This window comes from Calothrix sp. NIES-2100 (genome assembly GCF_963875285.1).
Taxonomy (GTDB): domain Bacteria; phylum Cyanobacteriota; class Cyanobacteriia; order Cyanobacteriales; family Nostocaceae; genus Aulosira.
This window is the reverse complement of the sequence record NZ_CAWNLA010000001.1, coordinates 7,322,500-7,338,329: the sequence shown is the minus strand read 5'-3', so window position 1 is coordinate 7,338,329 and position 15,830 is coordinate 7,322,500. Positions and strand designations below refer to the sequence as shown.

10 protein-coding genes are annotated in these 15,830 nt (G+C 41.7%); 7 read left to right on the top strand and 3 right to left on the bottom strand.

The genetic code is table 11. The features are described 5' to 3' along the window. Window positions 1-78 precede the first annotated feature (78 nt). Both AACU32_RS29880 and AACU32_RS29875 read left to right on the top strand, forming a co-directional pair. Window positions 79-582: a DUF2243 domain-containing protein gene (locus AACU32_RS29880; RefSeq protein ID WP_096608236.1), complete on the top strand. Its 504-nt coding sequence runs from the start codon at window positions 79-81 to the stop codon at window positions 580-582. Between the two features lie 146 nt (window positions 583-728). Then, a complete protein-coding gene (locus tag AACU32_RS29875) occupies window positions 729-1,337 on the top strand; it encodes a DUF4129 domain-containing protein (RefSeq protein WP_096605099.1) in 609 nt (202 codons plus the stop codon). 266 nt (window positions 1,338-1,603) lie between these two features. Here AACU32_RS29875 and AACU32_RS29870 read toward each other — a convergent pair whose 3' ends face one another. Then, a complete protein-coding gene (locus AACU32_RS29870) occupies window positions 1,604-3,697 on the bottom strand; it encodes a DUF1565 domain-containing protein (RefSeq protein ID WP_339378379.1) in 2,094 nt (697 codons plus the stop codon). Between the two features lie 637 nt (window positions 3,698-4,334). Then, window positions 4,335-5,420: a glycosyltransferase family 4 protein gene (locus tag AACU32_RS29865; RefSeq protein ID WP_096605095.1), complete on the bottom strand. Its 1,086-nt coding sequence runs from the start codon at window positions 5,418-5,420 to the stop codon at window positions 4,335-4,337. A gap of 481 nt (window positions 5,421-5,901) precedes the next feature. Between AACU32_RS29865 and AACU32_RS29860 the strand changes: the two genes are divergently transcribed. The 4 genes from AACU32_RS29860 to AACU32_RS29845 all read left to right on the top strand — a co-directional run bounded on the left by AACU32_RS29860 (window position 5,902) and on the right by AACU32_RS29845 (window position 11,515). Further along, on the top strand, window positions 5,902-6,702 hold the full coding sequence (locus AACU32_RS29860) for an ABC transporter permease (RefSeq protein ID WP_445223237.1): 801 nt from the start codon (window positions 5,902-5,904) through the stop codon (window positions 6,700-6,702). A gap of 348 nt (window positions 6,703-7,050) precedes the next feature. After that, entirely contained in the window at window positions 7,051-8,895 is a 1,845-nt protein-coding gene (locus AACU32_RS29855) for a bifunctional serine/threonine-protein kinase/formylglycine-generating enzyme family protein (protein ID WP_339378378.1), read from the top strand. 506 nt (window positions 8,896-9,401) lie between these two features. After that, a complete protein-coding gene (locus tag AACU32_RS29850) occupies window positions 9,402-9,548 on the top strand; it encodes a hypothetical protein (RefSeq protein ID WP_339378377.1) in 147 nt (48 codons plus the stop codon). 137 nt (window positions 9,549-9,685) lie between these two features. Then, a complete protein-coding gene (locus tag AACU32_RS29845) occupies window positions 9,686-11,515 on the top strand; it encodes a bifunctional serine/threonine-protein kinase/formylglycine-generating enzyme family protein (RefSeq protein ID WP_096605091.1) in 1,830 nt (609 codons plus the stop codon). Between the two features lie 496 nt (window positions 11,516-12,011). Here the strand turns inward: AACU32_RS29845 and AACU32_RS29840 are convergent, their stop codons facing one another. Beyond that, entirely contained in the window at window positions 12,012-12,146 is a 135-nt protein-coding gene (locus AACU32_RS29840) for a hypothetical protein (protein WP_339378376.1), read from the bottom strand. A 479-nt stretch (window positions 12,147-12,625) separates the two neighbouring features. Here AACU32_RS29840 and AACU32_RS29835 point away from each other — a divergent pair, with 479 nt between their 5' ends. Further along, complete coding sequence (locus AACU32_RS29835; protein ID WP_445223199.1) at window positions 12,626-15,823, top strand: glycoside hydrolase family 15 protein; 3,198 nt, start codon at window positions 12,626-12,628, stop codon at window positions 15,821-15,823. The last annotated feature ends 7 nt before the right edge of the window (window positions 15,824-15,830 follow it).

The window sequence follows — 15,830 nt, the reverse complement described above, 5'->3', positions numbered from 1 at the left end:
AGCATTTGCCTCAAGATAGAAGATTTTGCTGGCAAAACAATTCTATGGTGGTAAAAATGCCTGTATATGGAGTTGAGTATGGAGGTCAACAGTGAAAAAATTAAGCGACCATTACCACTGATTATTGCTGGGATTTTTCTAGGTTTAGGTCTAGGAGGATTTATCGATGGTATTGTGCTGCATCAGATTCTCCAATGGCATCATATGTTAAGTAATGTTCGTCCCTTGACCAGTACCTCAAATATAGATTTAAACATGGTATGGGATGGGATATTTCATGCCTTAGATTGGGTGCTGACTGTAGTTGGAGTCGCCTTGTTATGGCGGGCTGGCAGGCGTGAAGATGTTCCTTGGTCAGCGCAAACTTTTATTGGGTCTATACTCTTTGGTTTTGGATTGTTTAATCTAGTTGAAGGGCTAATTGATCATCAAATTCTTGGTATCCACCATGTCAAACCAGGGCCAAATCAGTTAGCTTGGGATTTGGGATTTCTCATATTTGGTGCGCTACTTGTTGTTGTCGGTTGGCTCATGATACAAAGTAGCAAAGTCAACGGGGAGTCAAGGGTCAATAGTCAATAGTCATTGGTCATTGGTCATTGGTCATTGGTCATTAGGAGGGGTGGAAAGCTTTTATAATCTCCCCCCACACTCCCCATGTCTCCCTTGTCCCCCTTGTCCTCCTTGTCTCCCACACTCCCCACACTCCCTCATCCCCCTCATCCCCTATGTCAACAGATACTTTTGAAAAAAACAGCTGGGATTGGCAGCTTTCTCAGTTGCAACAACAAGCGGGAGAATGGATAGAATATGAGTTTTCCCGTTTTGAATCAGCGTTACCACAATGGCCTCCAGGATGGTCAATCAGTCCTTGGCTAGGTCGGGTACTGAATTTACTGTTTTGGCTGGTTGTCGGCTTATTTTTGGTCTGGTTGGTTTGGCGATTGTGGCGAGAATTCCGCCCTTATGTATATTCTTGGTTAAGCAGAACAGGCAATTATGATGCTACTAACCCAACCATTATTTCTCATGAATTCTCTGTTGGTTTATTGTTAGCGCGATCGCAACAATTTTACCGTCAAGGTAATTATCGGGAAGCTTGTCGTTGTCTTTATCTGGCTATGTTGCAGCACTTGCATGATACTAGCGTTGTTCGCCATCAACCCAGCCGCACTGATGGCGAATATTTACAATTGTTACGTTCCTCTGTCACGCCAATACAGCCCTATGAAACTTTAATTACCACTCACGAACAATTGTGTTTTGGCAATGCGGAAATTCTGCCGGAAAATTATGAGCATTGCCAACAAGCCTATCGCGAGATTGCAGGGGATTGAAAAATGGGTATGGGGCATCCCTTCTGGTGCGTCCGCTACGCGAACGGCTTCTCTTCTCCCAAGGGGAGACGCTGCGCGAACGAGACGCTTCGCGCTAAGCGAAGCTATGCCGAAGGCTTTACGCTCAGGGCGAGTGGGCATTGGGCATGGGGCAATAGTTATTTGTCTCCCTTGTCCTCCGGTCACTGAGCGAAGCCGAAGTGTCCCCCTTCCCTTGTCTCCTCTGCCCCCTAGCCCCTAGCCCCCAGCCCCTAACCCCTTTTCCATCAATTCAATACCTCAACCATCGCTCTAAAACCATTACTATTGAGCATGTTGATTACCCCTTCAGCGTTAGAGCGATTGCTAAATACTCCTGCTTGCATGAAGTTGCGTCCTTGGGAGACTGTAGAAAAAGCACCAGGAATAAGGTATCGCACTAAATCCTGATCTCTTTGGGTTGCCACTTCCACCAATACGCGGTAACGTACACCCATCGGGGTTGTACCACCGTAGGATGGAGGATTGCTACCCATCGGCAATACAGCATTTGGTAAGGAATCTGCACTCGTTGGTGTTGTACCACGATCCGGTAGTGGAGTATTACCCATCGGCACTACAGCATTTGGTAAGGAGTCAGCACTTATTGGTGTGGTATTATTCGGCGATGCACTGCCATAATTCTCAGTCGGATAACCTTCAGGTACTGGGACTTTGCGCATATTCCGGGTATTACCAATGGGGATATTGGAATTGGGAACAGGCAAAAGATTGGAGTTCCCCCCTGGAGACACTGGTCGCCTTTGTGACGACTGTTTTTTACCCCTAGCTCTCGATGCAGATGGCTTGACTACAGAGTTGCTGGGAGGTAGAGGTGGGGTAAACTCAATTGCATTGGTATTAATTTGTAAATAATTTAACTGTGGTACATTTGCCGGATTCCCAGATGGTGGCACATTTGCAATTGCTGTTTGTTTACCTACCAAGCTGCTGGGGACAGGAAAGCCAGGAACGGCGGAGTTGACTGTGGGGTTGGGTGGCGGTGGATTGAGTTGGGTAACTGTGCGTGATGTGTTGGCTGCTTGGAGTGGTAATAGTTGGGTGTTCAATTGGCCAATGGTCAGGTTATTAGGAGAATTGCTGTTGTTGGCAGATGGTACGTTTACCTGGTTAGGAGTTTGAGCAAGTCCAGGTGCAGAAAAGATGATTTCACCATTGCTAGGGATTTCTTGGAGACCAGCAGCAGCAGGTTGTGCATTACTTGAGGTGACTGTTCTGCTAACAACTTTTATATCTACTCTGCCAGCAATGCGATCGCTAGTCAAATTATTCCCAACGGCAGCAATTACCTGTTTGGCAGCATTGGCGTTAATGTCGTAACGGGCATTATTGCGAAATTGATTACTACCAGGTTCCGTATCATTACCTAAATCTGGCATGGCTTGGGCGATCGCTACCATCCCATCTTCTTTACTACCCTCAATAATATTATTCCGTAAAATTGGGTGGGCGTTGGCTTGGACGATAATCCCCGATCTGTTGCGCTGAATTTGATTGTTTAAAATCACAGGAGCCGCATTTTGGGCAATATTAATACCATAGCCGGTTTCTTGAAAAATATTTTCCCGTACCTGGGCTTGGGAAGTACCAGCGATGGTGATTCCATTAGCGCCATTGCGATAAAAGTTATTTTGAGTAATAGTTGGTGTGGCAGTGCCCGTCACAAACACTCCATCTTGGGTATTGCCAGTAAATGTGTTTTGAGAAACTATGGGATTACTTGATTCAATCCACAAACCATAACCGCGAGGATTGGGATTAGTTACTGTTACCCCCGTTAAACCTGTTTGGTTTGCTCCCACAATTGTGACGTTTTGACCACCATAACTGCGGCTGAGATATTCACCACCGCCAACAATTGTAATCCCTTGACCTTGATTACTCGCGTCCCCTTGAATTGAAATCCCCTGTCTGAGGATTAACGGAAATACCTCTCCAGTTTCGCTACTATAAGTGCCTGGAGTCAGCATAATTACGGTATTTGTAGTAGCTTTGTGTATCGCTTGGGTAATAGTTTTGAAGGGAGCGCGTTCATCACCATTGCCTTCTTTGTCTTCGCCGCTACCAGGGTTAACAAACAGCACATTTACCTGAGAAATTTGTTTTTCTCCCACAGGCGGCACTTGGGCAAAGGCGCTTTTAACACTGCTTCCCAAGCAAGTCAATAAAGCTAAACTTATACCTAAACTTAAAGATAATACGGAGGCGCGACCAACTGTATTCAGCCCGGATTCTGGCTGAGAATGTGCGCGATCGCCATTCAAAGTAGCTGGCAGAATATCAGATCTACGAGTTTTAGGAAACACAATAGGGGAAATCACTTTGACAGCACTCCTGTGAAAATAGAATAACTTTTTATACTCTGAAGTCATAGTATGTCGATTATGTTACTCAACATATTGACAAATTGCCTATTGGGAATACACAGTCATGAGTCAAAAACATGGTTTTGCTCTGGGAAATATGAAGTATTATTAAATACCCACCAGAGCGCAGCCGTTTTCAATGCCTCAGACTTGCTAAAGCATCAAAGCGCTGAAAAAAATAAACCTGTGGTAGATGCTGACTGTTGCAACTAAAGCGCTGATAAGTTAAGCACAACTGTTAAATCTACTGAATTTAACATTTTGAAACTATATTACCCATATTTGTGGTATGTGTCCTGCAAATATGGCAGAAGATTTTTAGCAGAGGGGATGAGGGAGTGTGGGGAGTGTGGGGAGTGTGGGGAGTGTGGGGAGTGTGGGGGACAAGGGAAGGGAGATAAATAAGAAATGCCCAATGCCCAATGCCCCATGCCCAATGCCCAATGCCCATTTACAAAAAAACACAGATAAACATCGATGGACGGCGATGAATATCTGTGTGTTATAGAGGAGTTAAACTTAGGATTCTGATTGGCTTGTGTCTTCTCGCTGCTGCAATCAGTCAATAAAAAGGTGAACCAGAAAGATCCACCTAAATGCGGCTATTGCCTAAACCAACTAAACTATGGGAATGACCATTCTGAGCAAATCGCTTTTGCAGAATCTGTCGATAAACTGCTTCATAACTGTCGGTCATCTTTTGCAAGCTAAAGCGGTTCTCTACATACTGTCTACAAGCATAGCGGTCTAAATCTGTCACTTTAGCGATCGCACTGACGAACTCTTCCATATTTTCGCAGAGAAAGCCTGTTTTGCCGTGATCGATTACTTCCACTGTCGAGCCAAGTTTCATCGCTATCACTGGTGTACCTGCGGCCATCGATTCCACCATGACTAACCCAAATGGTTCTCGCCAAGTTATGGGGAATAAAGTTGCTACCGCACCTCCCATGAGGGCATTTTTTTGCTCATGGTTCGCTTCACCTAAATACTCAATTTGTTTGCCGTCAATTAGGGGTTTGATTTCTTTTTCGTAATATTCTACATCAACGACATCTACCTTGCCGGCAATTTTTAAATGCCATCCGGCTTGTTTAGCAATGGCGATCGCTAAATGTGTTCCTTTCTCTGGAGATATCCGTCCCAAAAATGCTAGGTAAGGCGGATCATTGGGTTGAGCATGATATTTATAACTGCTAACATCAATGCCGTTATATGCTGTGGCTACATAATTCAGCCCTAATCTTGGTTCCCGTTGGGCATGGGAAATACTGATATAAGGTTGATTCTTAGCATATTTAAACATCTTTTCGTTGTCAGGGGTAAAAATACCATGCAACGTATGAACTGTGGGGGTTTTTACCAGATTCGCATAGGGTAAGGCTGCACAACCCATATGGGAATGAATAATATCAAATTCGTCGGCTCGATCATAGACTAAACCCAATTGCAGCATCTCGTAAATGCCATACTCTTTCACATTCGGATCGAGTCTTAAAGCACGGGGGTGAACTGATTCTAGCTCTGCTAAAGTGATAGAATCTCCTGATGCAAATAGTGTGACTTCATGTCCGCGTCGCACCAGTTCATCTGTCAGCAACCCCACTACTAATTCTATACCTCCATAAGCTGGAGGTGGTACTCTCTCCCATAGTGGGGCTATCTGAGCAATTCGCATCACAAACCTCCTGAAAAGTTAGTCTTGGCTGAGATGTTTCGGCTTTGTCAGTTGCATATTTAATGAATAATTTCCAGCTATGCAACAATTGCCCAAAGCACTCTTTGAACGCCAAGCAAATTTATGAATTACTCAATCATAGTAGACTTTTAGTTTTCGCTTATTCTTCTATCTTTGTAGGGAAATTATCTTCTCCTCTAGAGGTAAATTTCATCTTTTTGAGTCAACCTGTAGCACATATCTTGGTTTATGTTTTGCCACAAATAATTCTGAAATTGATTGATTCAGCACTAAATTCATGTTTTTCAGGATAATCAACTCATGGCACTGGCTAGCTTTTTGCAGATACTTGAATCGGTTATTTTCAGCAGTTGCGGTTGTCATTGCCCAAAACTATCGCTTGTCAACTAGCTCATCTTGACTTTTAAACATCATGAGAATATAATGTTTGGCTGATTATATTATCATTAAAAAACCTAACGTGAATATTTCGCCATCCTCAAAAAAACCGCGTGTCGTCTGGCAGGCGGTTTTATCAGTAATTATATTTATCTTCATGTACCTGCCTATACTGGTACTTGCCTTTTATAGCTTTAACAAGTCGCCTTACAGTGCAAGTTGGCAAGGATTTACCCTCGATTGGTATCGCCAATTATTCAGTGATGAGCGTATTGTCTCAGCTTTGCGCAATAGTTTGATAGTTGCTTTTAGTGCAGTGGCGATTTCAGCGGTGTTGGGAACGTTGATGGCTGTGGGTTTAGCACGTTATCAGTTTCCTCTCAAGAAATTGTATAGTGGCATTTCTTATTTACCGTTGATTATCCCCGATATTGCGATCGCCGTCGCCACTCTCGTTTTTTTAGCCGCATTTGCCATTCCCTTAAGTTTGTGGACAGTTATTGCCGCCCATGTGGTATTCTGTCTTGCCTATGTCGGACTTGTGGTTGCTTCCCGGCTGACTCATTTAAATCCCCACCTGGAGGAAGCAGCTTTAGATTTAGGTGCTACACCAGTACAGGCTTTTATTAAAGTATTATTACCCCAGCTAATGCCTGGTATTATTTCTGGTTGTCTGCTGGCTTTTGTCTTGAGTTTAGATGATTTTCTCATCGCCAGTTTTACAGCAGGTAGTGGTTTTAACACTTTACCAATGGAAATTTTTAGTCGCATTAGAACTGGTGTTAAACCTGATATTAATGCTCTCAGCGTTATCTTAATTTTCGTTTCTGCTATCGTCGCTTTTGTAGCCGAATTAATTCGCGCTTACGGAGAAGAAGTTTAAATTTTTAGTTAATTAAAACCCAAAAGCTTTTAGCAGGAAGATTTGCACTGAGACACAGCAATTAACAGGCTTTGATCTTAGCTGTATTGACCAATACAACTATCATTCTGTTGACAAATATCGGAAATTCCTATTATTATTCTTTATGTAAGAAAAATAATAAATTTTAGAAATACTCATATTGAAAAAGTTACAAACAGAGATTAACAAATAAAATGGATTTATCGGTATTTACTTATCCAAGTATCTACAAAGATTAAACTATTCCATACTTATTTGGATAGAGATCTGTTTTCACTTAGATAATATTGGGGCTTACTTTGGACAAGATGCTACCTACCCTACACTATGCAAATCTGCCAAAATCCCAATTGCTCGAATCCATTCAATCATGACAGCAATATATTTTGTATAAGTTGTGGACAAAACAACTTTGGCAAAATGCTCAGAAACCGCTACCGTGTTTTAAGGCTATTAGGTGAAGGTGGTTTCAGTAGAACCTATGCCGCAGAGGATGTAGATAGACTCGATGCGCCTTGTGTCATCAAGCAATTTTTTCCCCAAGTGCAAGGAACTGGACAACGTAAAAAAGCCGCAGAATTCTTTAAAGAAGAAGCATTTCGGCTGTATGAACTCGGAGAAAATCATACTCAAATTCCCCGATTACTAGCTTACTTTGAACAAGGTGCCAGTTTATATCTGGTACAAGAATTTATTCAAGGAAAAACACTTTTACAAGAAGTTCAAGGACAATGCTTTACTGAAGTAGAAATTCGCCAACTCTTAGCTGATTTATTGCCAGTTCTTGATTTTATCCACTCCCATAATGTAATTCATCGGGATATTAAACCAGAAAATATTATCCGCCGCGATAGCGATGGGAAACCAGTATTAATTGATTTTGGTGGTGCGAAACAGGTAACACAAACGAGTTTAGCAAAACAAGCGACAGTAATTTATACAATTGGTTATGCGCCCACAGAACAAATGGCTGGCTTTGCTTGTCATGCTAGCGATTTATATGCTTTAGGTGTAACTTGTGTTCGTCTTTTAACTCAATGTTTGCCCATCCAAAATATGGAAGGACACATTGAAGACAATCTTTATGATGCCATGAATGCGCAGTGGTTATGGACAGAGCGATTGCAAGAACATGGTATTACCATTAGCACTGGGTTAGCAAAAATTCTTGATAAATTGCTGGAACATTTACCAAAAGATAGATATCAAACCGCCACCGAAGTTCTCAACGATTTAAAATCTACCACCACATCGGCATTAGAAGCAGAAATTTTGGCAATTTCCCAGCGGCTATTACTATCGGGAACACCACAGACAAAACAACAAAAAGTCATCAAACCATTACCTTCTTTACAAAGCTTTGAATTTGATGTAGTTACAGTAGATACAGCAGGTAGAGAAGTCAACCGCGATCGCCTTTATAGTCAATATTTTACCGAAGAATTGGGGAAAGCGATCGCCCTAGAAATGGTATCAATTCCTGGCGGGGCTTTCATGATGGGTTCCCCAGAATTTGAAGGTGACGCTGATGAACGTCCCCAACACAAAGTAACAGTCGAACCCTTTTTTATGGGAAAATATCCTGTAACCCAAGCACAGTGGAAAGCCGTAGCCGCTTTACCGAAAGTCCAACAACCCCTAAATCCCAGCCCATCGAAAAACAAAGGCCCAAATCGACCAGTAGAGAATGTATCTTGGCATGAAGCTGTAGAATTTTGTCTCAGACTAGCCGAAAAAACCGGACGTGACTATCGTTTACCCAGCGAAGCCGAATGGGAATATGCTTGTCGCGCTGGAACCAACACATCCTTTCACTTTGGTGAAACCATCACTCCTGAGTTAGTCAGCTGTAGTGGTAGCGATAGTAAAAACCGCAAAGAAACCACCAATGTTGGCAGTTTTGAAGTCGCCAACGCCTTTGGATTGTACGACATGCACGGGCTAGTTTGGGAATGGTGCGCCGATCCTTGGCACAACAATTATTATAACGCCCCTTCAGATGCCAGAGTTTGGGAAGACGGCGGTGATATTCATCGCCGCGTACTGCGTGGTGGTTCTTGGAGTTTCAGTGCAGAACTTTGTCGCAGCGCCAGTCGCAGTTGGAATGAGTCCGATGGTGGATTGAGGATTTGTGGTTTTCGGGTAGTATTTTCTGCCCCAGCAACATATTAAAATCAAGTTTTGCGTTTTTCCTCTGTGTCTCTGCGCCCTCTGCGGTGCAAAAATATTATATTGAACCACTCCAGATACAGTGGAGGACTGTTGACTGTTCACTGTTGACGGTTGACTGTTGACTGTGAACAATAGCAATGGAATATTTTTTGACTTGGAAGTTCTTAAGAGAAGTCGTACTTCTGAGTTGTAAACTAACTTTTGCGATTCGTAAATTAAGCTTTTGCGACTTGTAAATTAAGCTTTTGCGACTTGTAAACTAACTTTTGCGACTTGTAAATTAGGTTTTGCGATTCGTAAATTAGGTTTTGCGATTCGTAAATTAAGCTTTTGCCACTTGTAAATTAGGTTTTGCGACTTGTAAACTAACTTTTGCGATTCGTAAACTGATATCTTGCACCATTCTCAATAACTGCGGGAAATTCTTAGCGTAGATGAAGGTATGATTTTTTCACCCAGAGGCGCAGAGGTGCAAAGAAGAAGGCAAAGGTGGGTTTTATCCCTGAATGCTGATAAAAAAGTTCTCTGGCTTACCCGACATACCGCCCGCAGGAACCGGTAGCCTGGGGCTATCCTTACAAAGCCTGCAAAAGCAGGCTAAAGAAATTGAGCCTGCTTTTGCAGGCTTTGTAGGATTAGCCGCATCCTTCTAGGGTGACGGCGGGATGGCGGTATAAGCGAGAAGTCTTCCCCCTGAATCATCGGTGAAGTCTGTCGAACTCACATTTTATTTAATATAAGCTTTTAACTTTGGGAACTATAAAACAGAAAATCTCAATCATCCCAATTTATGCAAATCTGCCAAAATCCCAATTGCTCAAATCCCTTCAACCCTGATAGCAATAAATTTTGCACGAGTTGCGGACAAAGCAACTTTGGTAAACTTTTAGGAAACCGCTATCGCATTTTGAAACTTTTAGGCGAAGGTGGATTTGGCAGAACTTACACAGCAGAAGATACCAATAAATTTGATGATGTTTGTGTCATCAAACAATTTTTCCCCCAAGTTTCCGGAACAGCAGCACTCAATAAAGCAGCAGAATTATTTAAACAAGAAGCAAAACGCCTTTATGAACTCGGAGAAAATCACCCGCAAATTCCCAGATTGTTAGCTTACTTTGAACAAGGCTCAAGCTTGTGTTTGGTACAAGAATTCATTCCCGGAGAGACTTTATTAACAAAAGTTCAGCAACAAGCATTTAGTGAAGAACAAATTCGCCAACTTTTAGCTGATTTATTGCCAGTTCTACAATTCATCCACGATCGCAACGTTATTCATCGGGATATTAAACCAGAAAATATCATCCGTCGGCAACAAGACGGCAAACTTGTTCTCATTGACTTTGGTGGTGCCAAACAAGTAACCCAAACCAGTTTAGCTAGACAAGCCACAGGAATTTATACTATTGGTTATGCTCCTAGCGAGCAAATGAATGGATATGCTTCCCCAGCCAGCGATTTATATGCTTTAGGTGCGACTTGTGCGCGGTTGTTAACTCAATGCTTGGCTTTAACAGATGTCAATGGGAATTTGAGCGATCGCCTGTATGATGCTTATAATGCCGAATGGTTATGGCGAGAACGGTTACAGGAAAAAGGTACGACTATCAGCGACGAGTTAGGACAAATACTCGATAAGTTGCTGAAACACTTGGCTAGGGAAAGATATCAATCAGCCACAGAAGTTTTAGAAGATTTGAATTCTAACAAAACAATTCCAGCGATTCCACCACCTCAATCTACTCCTGTTCAACCCAGTAATACTTTATCCCTCAAAACTTTTGAATTTGATGTCATAACAGTAGACGCAACAGGTAAACAAATTAGCCGTAACCGACGTAGTGCAAACTTCTTTGAAGAAGACTTAGGAAATGGCGTGATTCTGGAAATGGTATCAATTCCTGGTGGTACATTTATGATGGGTTCACCGCCAGGAGAAGGAGAAAATCGCGAAAAACCACAGCATAAAGTTTCAGTTCCTGGGTTCTTCATGGGTAAATATCAAGTCACCCAAGAACAGTATCAAGCAATTATGGGTAGTAATCCCTCCAAATTTAAAGGTGATAAAGGTCCTGTAGAACAAGTGAGTTGGAATGATGCTGTAGAATTCTGTCAAAAGTTAAGCCAGAAAACAGGACGCACCTATCGACTACCCAGTGAATCAGAATGGGAATATGCTTGTCGTGCTGGAACTACTACACCTTTTTATTTTGGTGAAACTATTACCACTGACTTAGCCAACTACGATGGAAAATATGCATACGCTTCTGCGCCAAAAGGTCAATATCGTCAACAAACAACATCAATAGGTAGTTTTCCTCCCAACGCTTTTGGTTTATACGATATGCACGGTAATCTATGGGAATGGTGTCAAGATAATTATCATGAAAATTACCAAGGCGCACCCACTGATGGTAGTGCTTGGTTAACTAGTGAAATGGTTAAATTTCCTCTACTACGCGGTGGTTCTTGGTACAATGTTCCAGGATACTGTCGCAGTGCTAATCGTATTTATAACCCGGCAGATAACCATAACCTCTACATCGGGTTTCGTGTTGTTGTAAGCCATGAAAAATCTCACTCACTATTCTTCGACATACTGCGTTTGCTGTTAAGTTAACACCTAATGAACATTGCCCTTCTTCTTTGCGCCTTTGCGACTTTGCGTGAGACTAATTCCTACTTTCAATTAACAAAGCCTGCCCACTCTCAAGTTATTAATCATGGTGCAAAATTTAGATTGAAAATGCGATTGACAGCTAAATCCAAATTTGGTATACTAAAACCGATAAGGAAGAACTATCTTCAAAAAAACATATAGCAAGAGCAATCGCACCTCACCCCAACAGAGCATGATGAAATGCGATCGCCAAAAATAGCGCAAGCATGTAGTCAGCCTTTGAACTGCGAAATTGAAAGTAATACCAATATGCATTTTCCGGACTGGGGTTTCCCCGGACTTAACGACAATGCATAAATTGATCTAAGATAGGCGATCGCCAACAGCCACAAAGCCATAGAAAAATTGGCGTTGCAGAATTATCAGCCGATTTCTTTATACCTTTGCGCTTATATCTGAGGCTAATTCATATTTGCAATCAGCAACGCCGCCAAATTTACACTAGAGAACGCTTCAGTGAACCGTCAGCATATAGTTCTAATGGAACTAACTGAATCTTGCCATTAACTTTAACTTGAGAGTAAACCACTTTCACTAAGGGAGCATTATTTTGGTTGTAACGTACAGACATAATTACCTAACCTCTCTATAAATTTTTTGTTTTACAAGCTTCGCTTACCCATAATCTACTTAAAATTTTCTGGGTAGGATTGCTTCTTTTGAATGATTATTTATCCTACTTTAGAACTATTAAAAATAACTTAAAGTTGGGTATTCCTAAGTGAGTATCTCGATAAAGATTTCAAGAAATTTCTCTTTCAGTTATCAGTAGAAAGACGCAAATCGATTTAGTTCCGTAAAATCCAGATAAATCAGGCGACAACAGTTATATACTCTACTATCTGCTTTGTATCTTCCTGACTCTCCAGCTAAATATTTACTTTGGACTACTTAGTTCTTTAAGGATTTTATAAATATCAAGACCAAGAACAGGAGATAATAATAAACCTATACCGATCGGGATCTGTAATCCCATCGCCTTTGGCTAGGCTGACACCTTTAACTTCACAGCTACAGGGTAAATTTCCGCAAATTGCAGCAAGTAAAATTATGGACACTACCAAATTGTATGCCCGCCTAGAGAATTATTATCAGCAAATCAAGACAATCATTCTCAGCCGTCAGAATCCGATTACTGGGTTACTACCAGCGAGTACGGCGATTACAGCCCACGGAGATTATACAGATGCTTGGGTAAGAGATAACGTTTATAGCATTTTGGCAGTTTGGGGTTTAGCACTTGCATACCGCAAGGTTGATGAAACCAAAGGATACACATATGAACTAGAACATAGCGCCATCAAGCTGATGCGTGGATTGTTGTTTGCAATGATGCGACAGGCTTCTAAAGTAGAACAATTTAAACATACTCAGTCACCACTAGATGGGTTACATGCTAAATACAACACTGCTACTGGTGATATTGTCGTCGGTGATGATGAATGGGGACATTTACAACTTGATGCAACATCAATATTTTTGTTGATGTTAGCGCAAATGACAGCCTCCGGCTTGCAAATAATTTATACCATTGATGAAGTGAATTTTGTCCAAAATTTGGTTTACTACATTGGACGAGCCTATCGCACACCAGATTATGGTATATGGGAAAGAGGTAACAAAATTAATCGTGGGAATGCGGAGTTAAATGCTAGTTCTGTAGGTATGGCTAAAGCTGCTTTAGAAGCCATCAACGGACTAGACTTATTTGGTGTGCGTGGTAGCCAAGCATCGGTGATTCATGTTTTACCAGATGAAATTGCCCGCGCGCGTATTACATTAGAATCTCTATTACCCAGGGAATCTGGTTCCAAAGAAATTGATGCAGCATTATTGAGTATTATTAGTTTTCCCGCCTTTGCGGTCGAAGATGAAAAACTACGCGAACGCACTTTTAACGATATCATTAACAAACTCCAAGGTAAATACGGCTGCAAACGCTTCCTCCGGGATGGACACCAAACTGTTTTAGAAGATACCCACCGCTTACACTACGAACCTTGGGAACTGAAGCAATTTGAGCATATAGAATGTGAATGGCCTTTATTTTTCACCTATTTATTACTTGATGGCTTGTTCCGTCACGACAAAGAACAAGTTCAATATTACCAAGAACGTTTAGAATCATTACTAGTAGACCGCGATGGTTTGTCTTTATTACCAGAACTTTATTATGTTGCTGAGTCAAATATCGAAGCAGAAAGGTTAGCACCCCAAAGTCAACCGCGCTTACCTAATGAAAATGTGCCTTTAGTCTGGGCGCAAAGTTTATATTTTCTCGGTCAAATGTTAAGTGAAGGGTTGTTAGCCATTGGTGATATTGACCCCTTAGGTAGACATTTGTGTGTCGGAAAAACTCGAGAATCTCTAGTACAAATTGCTTTAATCGCCGAAGATGAAGATTTACAAGCAAAACTAGAAGTTCACGGGATTGAAACCCAAACTCCCAAGCAATTAGAACCAATTCAAGTCAGAAAAGCTGGGGATCTCTCAGCTATTTATACCCAAATTGGCCGCAACGATAAAGTAGGTTTAACTGGTCGCCCAGTGCGCCGCTTAAGAAGTTTGACTACTTCTCGGGTCTTTCGCATTCAAGACCAGACGATTGTATTTTTACCATCTTTTTTAGATGCGCAACAATTTTATTTAACCCTAGATTATCATTTTTTGCTAGATCAAATTAGAAGTGAACTGGCTTACATTCAAAAATATTGGAGTGATTTAGGTCGTCCGACTCTGACGTTAATGTTAACCCATACCATGTTAGAAATCGGTTCTGAGGCATTATTAGGATTAATGCAAGAACTTAAAGATGGTATTTGTCATGGTGTCCGGGTAAAATTAGGGCGGTTAAATCAATTAATGTTAACAGCCGGAATTCAAAGAATTGATTTTCTCCAAGATAAAGAATTTTCCCTACCAGCGGTCAAAAATGCAGCATTACATTGCTATTATTTGGCATATCATCATGGGAAAAACTGGCAACTTGGACATACCCAAGAATTCCAAATGGAATGTGAAACCAACTTGGGTTTGTTGCTGTCTACTTTACGTGCTTCGGAAAATATCTACGAGCAAATAGAGTTATTGCAAACTTTAACTCGCTTGCAGGGACTAGATTTTGATACTGGCTTTGGTGGGCCGAAGTATCCTGTAACAGTAGACAATTTACTCAATGAAGTATACACCAAAGCTGGGGATTTAGGACTTTGGGCGATTGTCCGCCGTGTTGCAGGGTTGCGACAAATGGTAGATATAGGCTTGTCGGATGCTGTCACCAGTATTTTGGTAAGAGGTAAGCAAATTTCCGTGGGTAAAGCTTACAGCGAAGATTCATTAATTGCAGTACCCATGTCTCACCAGGAAATAGCCGAGAAGATTAATCATTTTTGTCGGGAAGATATCCGCGATCGCGTCCTCACTCAAGAGATTATCATCTATCTGAGTGTGCTGATCAGATCGGAAGCAAAACTCTTTCAAGGACTGCTGACACTGAAAGTCGGCTATCTCATCCTCTTAATTACCAGCAAACTAGCCACAGAATTACAGGTGACGCAAGGTGAAGCCTACGAGTATTTAATGCAACTCTCACCCTTTGAAGTGAAAATGCGATTGCAAAAAGTTTTAACTGAATATGCGGGGATGAGTAACCTTTTGCGTCAGCAAGAATCACTTCATGTCAAGCAAAAAGAAAGTGACATTGATTGGGTATTAGCACCAGCAATGGAATCTGAAATCGAAGTCCCCGCAGGCGGTTGGCGACGGTTCCGTCAAGCAGAAGGCGCAACTGGACGCGTACCAAAAGAGTTTTTTCAACAAGTTTGGCAATTAATGAAACATTGCAAAGGGTTAGTGATTGGCGATAAACTAGAACGGCGCAATCGCTTAGATAGTGAGTTGATGTTGTCAGAAATGACACCGGGAGAAAAGAATTTTGCCTTATTAGTCGAGCATCTGCTGAATAAAATAGAGGCTCCCGAATATCGGCAAGTGAATATTGAAGCCTTAATGGAATTATCTGCGATCGCCGCCAATAACCCCAACCTGCAAATTGAAGAATATATCGTTTTAGATGTATTGATTGGTCATGCAGTCAGACTAGCATGGTTAGATGCCCATCCCCAAAGAGGCGATCGCTATGATGAAGATAAAGCTAATGCTTGGCGATCGTTTTACAATACCTCTCCTAGAGATTGCGCTAGTTATATTTTAAACGCCGTCAGGTTCTTGACAGAGTTCGTCAAATAAGGTGTTC

Bases quoted from the DNA above. Each gene is read 5' to 3' on its own strand.
- AACU32_RS29880 (WP_096608236.1), top strand. From the start codon at position 79: ATGGAGGTCAACAGTGAAAAAATTAAGCGACCATTACCACTGATTATT.
- AACU32_RS29875 (WP_096605099.1), top strand. From the start codon at position 729: ATGTCAACAGATACTTTTGAAAAAAACAGCTGGGATTGGCAGCTTTCT.
- AACU32_RS29865 (WP_096605095.1), bottom strand. From the start codon at position 5,420: ATGCGAATTGCTCAGATAGCCCCACTATGGGAGAGAGTACCACCTCCA.
- AACU32_RS29855 (WP_339378378.1), top strand. From the start codon at position 7,051: ATGCAAATCTGCCAAAATCCCAATTGCTCGAATCCATTCAATCATGAC.
- AACU32_RS29850 (WP_339378377.1), top strand. From the start codon at position 9,402: ATGCTGATAAAAAAGTTCTCTGGCTTACCCGACATACCGCCCGCAGGA.
- AACU32_RS29845 (WP_096605091.1), top strand. From the start codon at position 9,686: ATGCAAATCTGCCAAAATCCCAATTGCTCAAATCCCTTCAACCCTGAT.
- AACU32_RS29840 (WP_339378376.1), bottom strand. From the start codon at position 12,146: ATGTCTGTACGTTACAACCAAAATAATGCTCCCTTAGTGAAAGTGGTT.
- AACU32_RS29835 (WP_445223199.1), top strand. From the start codon at position 12,626: ATGGACACTACCAAATTGTATGCCCGCCTAGAGAATTATTATCAGCAA.